The sequence below is a fragment of the Mesorhizobium sp. WSM4829 genome (assembly GCF_055811475.1).
This window is the reverse complement of sequence record NZ_JBVVQJ010000037.1, coordinates 58,914-68,028: the sequence shown is the minus strand read 5'-3', so window position 1 is coordinate 68,028 and position 9,115 is coordinate 58,914. Positions and strand designations below refer to the sequence as shown.

At 62.3% G+C, this 9,115-nt stretch carries 7 protein-coding genes; 4 read left to right on the top strand and 3 right to left on the bottom strand.

Annotated features, from left to right (window positions below; translation table 11 throughout):
- The 3 genes from AC0L17_RS27525 to AC0L17_RS27515 form a co-directional block, all read right to left on the bottom strand.
- Positions 1–1,136 (bottom strand): diguanylate cyclase domain-containing protein (locus AC0L17_RS27525; protein WP_473518112.1); only part of this gene is annotated, 1,136 nt, incomplete at its 3' end.
- A gap of 231 nt (positions 1,137–1,367) precedes the next feature.
- Entirely contained in the window at positions 1,368–2,852 is a 1,485-nt protein-coding gene (locus AC0L17_RS27520) for an ROK family protein (protein ID WP_473518111.1), read from the bottom strand.
- 267 nt (positions 2,853–3,119) lie between these two features.
- Entirely contained in the window at positions 3,120–4,025 is a 906-nt protein-coding gene (locus tag AC0L17_RS27515) for a tagatose-bisphosphate aldolase (RefSeq protein ID WP_473518110.1), read from the bottom strand.
- Positions 4,026–4,310: 285 nt separating this feature from the next.
- Here AC0L17_RS27515 and AC0L17_RS27510 point away from each other — a divergent pair, with 285 nt between their 5' ends.
- The 4 genes from AC0L17_RS27510 (at position 4,311) to AC0L17_RS27495 (ending at position 8,562) form a co-directional block, all read left to right on the top strand.
- Entirely contained in the window at positions 4,311–5,216 is a 906-nt protein-coding gene (locus tag AC0L17_RS27510; protein WP_473518109.1) for a sugar-binding transcriptional regulator, read from the top strand.
- 468 nt (positions 5,217–5,684) lie between these two features.
- A complete protein-coding gene (locus AC0L17_RS27505) occupies positions 5,685–6,665 on the top strand; it encodes an ABC transporter substrate-binding protein (RefSeq protein WP_473518108.1) in 981 nt (326 codons plus the stop codon).
- Positions 6,666–6,761: 96 nt separating this feature from the next.
- Positions 6,762–7,814, top strand: coding sequence for an ABC transporter permease subunit (locus tag AC0L17_RS27500; protein ID WP_027156329.1), 1,053 nt, complete (start codon positions 6,762–6,764; stop codon positions 7,812–7,814).
- Entirely contained in the window at positions 7,807–8,562 is a 756-nt protein-coding gene (locus tag AC0L17_RS27495; RefSeq protein WP_473518107.1) for an ATP-binding cassette domain-containing protein, read from the top strand. Before AC0L17_RS27500 ends, AC0L17_RS27495 begins: the two co-directional genes overlap by 8 nt.
- Positions 8,563–9,115 lie beyond the last annotated feature (553 nt).

Here is a 9,115-nt window from a genome sequence, read left to right as displayed (position 1 = left end):
TGGCGACGTTGCAATTCCCTGTCGAGTTCGGCATCGAACAGGCGAAATTCGTTCCTGCCACGACGCTTGGCCGTGTAGAGGGCGACATCCGCCCGCAGCAACGTTTCCGTCAGCCCCGGCCTTTCAGCCAGGTATATTCCGATCGATGCACCGATCCGGACGGACGCGACCTCACGATAGGGGCTGGCGACCTTGGCTATGATATTGGATGCGAGGGTACTGGGAGAAAGCGAACTCCTGAGTGAGGGAAAAAACAGCACGAACTCATCGCCGCCGATACGGGCGAGCGTTGAGCCTGCCGGCGCTTCCTGCTCTATGCGGCGGGCGATCATGACGAGCAGTTCATCACCGGTCCTGTGACCGTAGGTATCGTTGACAGATTTGAAGCCGTCCAGATCAATCAGCATTGCAACGAACGGGCCGTCCGTATTCTCGAGCTGATTGATCGCGTGTTCGAGGCCCCGTCTGTTGAGAAGGGCCGTCAGGTGGTCCTCCCTGGAATTGCGCTCCATTTCCGCCGCAAGCCGCTCCGCCTCATGTCTCAGGCGGCTTGCTTCGCGGAAGCGGGCTTGCCCGACAAACGAGCCTCGAACCAAGCCGCCCATGAAGAGCAGAACGGCAAAAGACAGAATGTAATCTTCAAAGTTGCCTTTCGCCAGCAAGCAAGCCATCGCGATCAGAAGCGGCGGTGTGATGAAGTTGGTCGCTGCCGCGGCATATGAACTGCCGTACGTAACCGCACCAGCTGAAATGCCCGCCAGAATAATCAGATGCAGCGGCGCTTGCGGCGTTGTGTAGCCAACAGTAAGGACGGCAAGAAAGGACCAGGCAAACCCTGACAGAAGAGCAAGGATGCCAAACCAGCGAAGCCGCTGCGAAATCCCTGTCAGATCGTCCTGATCCCCCGTCTCGTTTAGCTGATAACGGGCGAGTCCGAGGCGGGCGGCATTTATGGCATTGATAACCAGGAACCAGATTGCGGCGGCAAAGCCCCCGCCAGAAAAGGCCTGCACCGTCAAAATCAGGCCTGATAGCATAGTGCTTATCGGCATCGATACGAAGAGACCGGCCTTCAGATCAGCAAGCTGATCTTGAAGGATTCTGGCCTCCAGCGCGTTTTCTTTCTTTCGGGCCATAGACCAGTCGGTTCGCTTCCCAAGCCGATTCGCAACGTAAGCTTATGCAAGCCCACTGAAGGACGGGTTAACTACTCAGCTTGTATCAGCCTTCTGCGAGGCCTTTGTATGAATCCTCCTCATTTGTGCGGTGATAGAGAACATGGATCGGCAGCATCCTGACGCTCGGGAATAACTTAAGGCGCGTCGCATGCATCCGTTCAAACGCGACGTGCTTAGCGGCCGCGCTGCCTACCTGTCAGCCGCAATCGTCGCCTGCAGCCATTGCGTGATGGCGTCGAAAGCGATCGGTCTGGTCGTGTCGACGTCAAGCAGCGGTCCGCGCCGCAGCGGCTCGGCGCGCTTGGCCAGTTCGATCAGTTCGGGGATGTAGGCCGCGCCGGGATGGCCGGCGGGACGCTGGTCGAGCCTTGCGCGATAGCGCTCGGCCAGAACCTCGCCGGGCGCATGGCACCAGATCTCGGCGGTCTGCTCGACGCTGGCGCTGCGCAGGTGATCCTCGAGCACCTGGCGCGGCTGAAAGCCGAACCAGGCGTCGATGACAAATATGGTGCCCGCCGGGGCCTCGCCGACGACCGACCAGATGGCCTGGTAACTGGCGCGGCCGAGTATGCGGTTGAATTCGCGATCGCCGCCGCCGAGCACTTCCAGGAACGGGTTCTTGATCGTATCGAGCGCCAGCAATGGCCAACCCATGTGCGCGGCGATGCCGCGCGAGACCGTGCTTTTGCCGCTGGCGGGGATGCCGTTGACGAGCACGGCGCGCCGGCCGGGCACGGCGCGCCTGGTCCGATCGAGCCGGGCGGTCGGCAAGGATACTGGCGAGACTTGTGCAACTGCTGATTGTGCAACTGCCGCTTGCTCGGCGAGCGCTTGCAGACCGGCGCCGATGACCCCGGCGTCGTCACCCAGTTGCGCCGCTTCCACCGGGCATTGGTACCAGGGCGCCAGGGCAGGAGCCCTGGCAAGCGCCCGATGGGCCGCCAGGCCAAGTCCGCCGCCGAGCAGCACCAGGTCGGGGTCGAACATGGCCACGGTCGTGTCGATCGCCGCACGCAGCGGCCCGGCCCAGGCTTCCAGTATACCGCGCGCCAAGGGATCGCCGCCCGCATCCCGGGCAAAAAGCTGATCGACCGAAACGTCCGGACCGAGGCCTGCCTGCGCGATGTGACGGCCAAGCGCCGTGCCTGAGCTGGTGGTTTCAACGCAGCCGCGCCGGCCGCAGACGCACGCTTCGCCTGATAGGTCGACGGTGATATGGCCGAGCTGCCCCGCCGTCCCTTTTCCGCGGACGATCCGCCGGTCCTGGACCACGGCACCGCCAATGCCGGTCCCGATCGTGAACATGACGATGCTTTCATGGCCTCTGGCAGCGCCGAGGGCCATTTCCGCGACCAGTGCCATGTTGCAATCATTGTCGATCACCACGGGCTTGCCCGCCAGGCTTTCCAGTCGTTGCGCAGGGGAGACCGAGGCGAGGTTGACATAGCCCCCTGACAAGACCGCGCCAAGCCGCGCATCGACGCGGCCGGGGACGCCGATGCCGATGGCCGCAACTTCGGGACAATCGAGCCGGCGCACCATTTCGGCGATCCGGGAGAGCACGAGCTCGGGGTCCGGCGCGCTTTTCTCGGAAATGCGCTCGAGGATTTCGCCCGTGCCGGAAACACGGGCGGCGCGCAGATTGGTGCCGCCGATATCGATTCCTATGGCCATCGAACCAGAGCCTGTTCCATTTCGACTAAATCGAAATGGGGCTCTATCTTGCTGTTTGACCATGATCTTCTCCGAAAACCGGTCCCCACTTTTCGGGATCATGGTCAGAGGCATGACGGCCCGTGCGTGCCTGGTGTGAACGTCGGATAGCTACAGCGCCGCGCATCCTGGTGCGCACAAGACGCTATAGTACTTTGATTTGCGCATGATCCTTTTCGAAGATCGACTACGATTTTGCATCGCGGACCTTCGGTTCGGGGTCATCTGCTAAGCGGCTTGCTGCCGGTAGTTTCCGATCACCGCCTGAAGCTCGCGCAATCTCGACACCGCGATAGTCCTGAGCCTTTCACGCTGAATGTCACGGTCGAGCGAGATGCAATCCTTCCACAGCGACCGGCCGGCGATGACGCCTGACGCGCCGTTCCTCATCGCGATCTCGACCTGGCCCAGGAAGGTTGCGTGGTTGACGCCGGCGGAGAGGACCGCCCAAGGCACCTCGCCAGCCATGCTGCTGATCCTGGCGCAGGCTTCCGGCGTTCCGGGATAAGGAAGCTTGAGCACCTTTGCCCCGCATTCCAGCGAAATACGGGTGCCCTCTTCGACGAGCCAGGGGATCTTGGCCGTATACTCTTCAAGGCTTTCCGCTTCGAGCTGATAGGTCAGGAACTCGACGACGAGCAGGAGGTCCTCTTGCGCGAAATCGAGGATGCATTGGCGCAGAATGGCGACATTATGCTCGTTCGCCTCAGGCCTGTCGGGCCTGAGATAGACCATGATCTTGCCGCCGGTGCCGCCGAGCTCGCGCACGCGGCGCGCGCCGATGCCGGGAACGAGACGCGACAGGCGGTAGCCGGCAGGCGAGACGTCGAAGCCCGAAGCGTCGAGGCCGATGAGCAGAGCCGTATCGCGGCTCAGCACCCCGTCATCGACAACCCGCGGCACCGCGCAGAGCGGGTCGAGCAGCACGCAGGATGCCTGGCTGGCGAGGTATCGCGTGATGTCCGACTTGGTGTCGCCCAGCATGTCGTTGGTGATCTTGGCCTGTTCTTCAGGGTCCGACGCAAGCAAGCTTCGCATGCCGCCGCGCTGGTCACAGGCGATGGCCATCATCGCCCCGTCCTTGCCGCATATCTGCTGGTAGCCGCGCAACTCTGCGGTCGTCATCTTTGTCATGGGTCTTCTGTCCGATGTTGGCGCCCATTCACCGGGGCGCAGATCAGTGGAAACAAGAAAGGTTCAGTTTTACCTGCCTCCCGACAGGAGGTTTTGCCGCTTTGCTGCGCTATCGAACCGAGAAATTCGGCCTTGGCCCGCAATCTGCCGTGGAAACCAGCCCACGTTGCGAGTCAGCCGGATTTGCGCGATAACTCCCATCGGTCGATGGGTCTGTAACACATTGCTGAAAGGAATTGCAAGCTGTCTGCACCCCCCGCACAAGATGCAGCCGCATCGCGGACGATGCTGCATACGGTCGCCAAACTGCACTATGAGGCGGACATGTCGCAGGTCGATATCGCGCGGCGGCTTGGCGTCTCCACCGCGACCATATCGCGCCTCCTGCAGCGGGCGAGAGCGGAGGGCATCGTGCGGATCGAGGTTCTCGATCTTGCAACCCCCGAAGGCATCACCACGCAACTGGTCGAGGCACTCGGGCTGCGTGACGCGGCGGTCATCGAAACGCCGTCAGCCGGTGCGCTGGCGGCGCTCGCTGCGCCGCTCGGCGCCTTGCTCAAGCAAGCGGGACTGACGGCCGGCGAGGTCGTCGCCATCGGCTGGGGGCGAGCCATTCGCGAGGTGATCCAGGCAGGCCTGCCGCGCATTCCCGGCGTTCTTACCGTCGCTGCCACCGGCGGCATGCAGCAGCAGGCGGCGCATTTTCAGATCAACGAGTTTGTGCGGCTGGCCGCAGAAGAGCTGGGCGGGACGCCGCATTTCATCCATGCGCCCTATCTGCCGTCGTCCGAATTGCGTGAGGTCTTCCTCGGCGATGCGGCCATCCGCGACAGCGTCGCGCTTTGGGACCGGACCGACGTTGCGATCGTCGGCATCGGCCTGCCCCATGCCATCAATCCGCCCGAAGCGAGCGCGGCCACGCTGAGCGAACAGGCCCTGTTTCATGCGGCGGGAGACGTCATCCGCCACTACTTCGACGCCGAAGGCAAGCTCATCCCGTGGGAGGGGGAGGGCCGGATGATCGCAATGTCGCCGGTCCAGCTTCGAGCCGTCCCGCTGGTGATCGGCGTTGCCGCCTCGCCGGAGAAGGCGAAGGCGATCATAGGTGCCGCCCGCGCCAGGCTTATCAATGCTCTGGTGACGGACACGAAGACGGCCCAGGCCATTCTCGAGGCTCTCTTGCCCCGATAATGCTGGGCACGCCGATACGTGACATCGGCACAGCTGATCGATTCCAGACCGATCGACACCAAACCCGCAGCCGCGAAATCATCGCCGCGAAATCATCAGTTGTGTCGTCAAGGCGTTGGGGCAATAGTCTGCGGGAGGGGCTCTGCGGAGCAGACAGATGGTGTCCGGTTTGAAAGCGTTTCGATCCCGGAAATGTGCGGTTGCAATTTCTTTCAGCAAAGTGTTACAACGTTGCGGCTAAGGCAAGCATGCGCGCCGAGCGGCGCAGTTTCCTGCACCTTGCGGAGGCTCGTAACGGGACTGCGCATCAGGCTGGTCGGTTTCGAAGGTCGATTTAATGACTGGGGCGCTTGGGAGGAGGCTGCCCCATAACAGCAAGCAGGCGAAGCCCGCTTCTCGCCGCCAGCACTTCACAGAGCCGGGACGACTCGCAACGGCAAAATCTGCCAACATTAGGAGGAGGATGTTATGAAGAAGATTGTTGCCGCTCTGGCGGCTCTCGCCATCTGCGCAGCGGCGCTGGTCACGCCCGCATTGGCGCAGGACAAAAAATACACCATTGCGCTCATTCCGGGTCTTACCACCGACGGCTTTTACATCACCATGCGCAAGGGAGGCCAGGCGGCAGCCGATGCCCTTGGTGTGACCCTGGTTTTCCAGGGCGCCCCGGATTTCAATCCGGTAACGCAAGTCCCCGTGCTTGACGCGGTCATCGCCAAGAAGCCGGATGCCATCCTGATCGCGCCGACCGACAAGGTTCAATTGGTCGAACCCCTGCGCAAGGCCCATGACGCCGGCATTCCGGTGATCACCGTCGACACCTTCATCGGCAGCGGCGTCTACCAGACCGGCGCCGGCGAGGCGGATTTCCCACTGTCCTATATTGCCTCCGACAACATTCTGGGCGGCGAGATCGCCGCGCGGGCATTGGCCAAGGCCATAGGCGACAAGGGCAAGGTCTACGTTTCGAACGTCAAGCCCGGCATTTCGACCACCGACCAGCGTGAAGAGGGCTTCAAGAAGGAGATGGCGGCCAACCATCCCGGCATCACCGTTCTCGAAACCCAGTTCAACGACAATGACGCCAACAAGGCCGCCTCGCAGCTGCAGGCTGTGTTCGCGCGCAATCCCGATCTCGTCGGGGTGTTCGGCGCAAACCTGTTCTCGGCGCTTGGCGCGGCGAATGGCGTCCAGCAGGCCGGGCAGACCGGCACCGTCAAGGTCGTGGCGTTCGACGCGCCGACCAGCATTGTCGACAACATCAACACTGGCCTTGTCGACGTAGCGATTGCCCAGCATCCCGCGGAAATCGGCTATTTCGGCGTCGTGTCGGCCTATGCCCATCTGACCGGCCAGTCGATCCCGGTTGCGATCGGCACCGGCTTCACGATCATGGACAAGGCCAACATCGCCGACCCGAACATCTCGAAATACCTCTATTCCGAATAAGTCCAGCCAGTCTCCTTCCGGCCTGCCGGAAGGAGACCTGCGCCGGGTCGCTTTGACCCTGTTTGTCGGAGGCCGCTCTGCGGATCGGAACCATCCATGACTTCAACATCACCAACCGAAACGCATGTCGCTCCTCAGGCGGATCACGGTGATCCGGCCAGGAGCTGGCTCGCACGCATCGCCGAAGGGCGCGCCTGGCTGTTCCTTGCGGGCCTGATCATCTGTTTCGAGGTCTGGTCGAGGCTCTCCTTCGGCGCGACCTTCGTGCTCAACCCGTTCAACGTGCAGTCCATTGCGATATTCGCCGTGGCGCCGTTGCTGCTGGCGACCGGACAGACCTTCGTCATCATTTCGGGAGGCATCGACCTCTCGCTGGGCTTCATCATGGGTCTCGCGGCCGTCGTCGCCGCCCACGCCACGAATATGGCTGGCGTCGCCATGCCGGTGCCTCTGGCCATGATGCTGGGCATTCTGGCGGCCGTGATCGTCGCCGGCGTGCCTGGCGTCATCAATGGCTTGCTGATCTCGCGCCTCAGAATTCCCCCTTTCATCGGCACGCTTGGCATGTTTGGCGTGGCGCGCGGCGCTGCGTTCCTGCTGGCCGGCGGCACGACGGTGCCGGTCCAGAATTCCTGGTTCGCGCTGCTTGGCAACGGCAGGTTCTATGGGGTGCCTTATCTCGTCATCATTGCCGCCGTCTTTGTCGTGGTGATGCACTACATCCTGAGCCAGACCCGGTTCGGCCAGCATAACTACGCCATCGGCGCCAATGTGCAGGCGGCGCGCCGCGCCGGCATCGACATCAGGGGCCACATCCTGCGCCTCTACGTGCTTTCGGCGATGTGCGCCGGCCTCGGGGGCGCGCTCTATGCAGCGCGCTTCACCGCGGGCGCCGCCCAGGCCGGCGAGCCCTTGCTGCTGGACAGCGTCGCAGCCGTGGTGATCGGCGGCGCCAGCCTGTTCGGTGGCTCCGGCACCATTTTTGGGACGGTCGCCGGCGCCTTGGTCATTGCGGTCATTCAATACGGGCTGGTTTTCGTCAATGTCGAGCCGTTCTGGCAGTTCATCGCCGTCGGCCTCGTCATCATTATCTCCGTCCTTATCGACCAGGCGCAGCGCCGGTTCAGTGGAGCTCGCCAGGATGAATAGTTCCGAACCAACCACCCCCCTTCTCGAAGTCCGACACCTTTCCAAGCATTTCGGTGCGGTGCAGGCGCTGAACGATTTCTCCATGGCCGTGCGGCCGGGCGAAGTGGTGGCGCTTTCCGGCGACAACCGCGCCGGCAAGACGACGCTGATCAAGGCGATATCGGGCGTCTTTCAGCCGACCGGCGGTGAAATTCTGCTGAGGGGGCAGCCGGTCACCTTCGCGACGCCGCAGGAGGCGCGCGAAAAAGGCATCGAGACCATTTACCAGGATCTCGCTCTCGCCGACAATTTGTCCATCGGCGCCAATATCTTCCTCGGCCGTGAACCCATGCGCAAGGCTTTCGGTTTCTTGCCGGTGCTCGACCGCAAGGCGATGGCCGTCGCCGCCAAGCAGACGATGGGACGGCTGGACTTCCATGTCAGCCGGCTCGACGCCCCGGTCAGCAATTTCTCCGGCGGTCAACGGCAGGCCGTTGCCATCGGCCGGGCCGTCTATTGGGATGCGCAGATCCTGATCATGGACGAACCGACCGCGGCTCTTGGCGTGCCGGAGCAGCGCAAGGTCATTTCGCTCATCCACCAGCTCAAGGCACAAGGCCGGGGCGTGATCTTCATCTCGCACAATCTGCAGGATATTTTCGCCGTTTCCGACCGCATCGTCGTGCTGCGCCGCGGCATCCAGGCCGGCGAGCGCAAGATCTCGGAGACCAATCATGACGAAGTCGTCAAGCTCATGGTTGGCGGCTAATGCATGTCGCCCAAAAGCTTGCCCTCGGGCTTGACCGAGGGTGCGCAGCGGTTTTGGGACAACGACATGCATAAAAACAAGAACCTAAAGCGCGTCGCATGAAATCCCTTCAGACGCGACGCGCTTTAGGCCGATACTTTCGATTGCTGAAGCAATGCACGTCCCGAGGGAATGAGCTTCCCGAGTGGCGAGCCGGCCAAGCCGGCAATTCTGCGGCGAGAAGCGACTGCGGCAGGATCGCCGGCACGGCTACCGCGCCAAGCTGCTCAGCATCTCAATGCCCCGACCGATTTCCGGCGAAATTTGCTTGCCCCCGACGTTGACAAAATGCCATCCAGATACGCTCGGCGCGGCGGAAAGAAGCAGGTCGGCGAGCAGAGTCGACATTGCCTGAGGATGTCACTATATAGCGGCGGCTCTGGCCGCGTATCCTAGGGTTGCGCAGCGAATGGCGCCGCAAACGTGCCGCGTAATGTGATACCTATTGTCATACAAATTGACTGGATTGCCGGAAAATAACAAGTAGAAACAATGGCGCGATCCGGGACCTGAT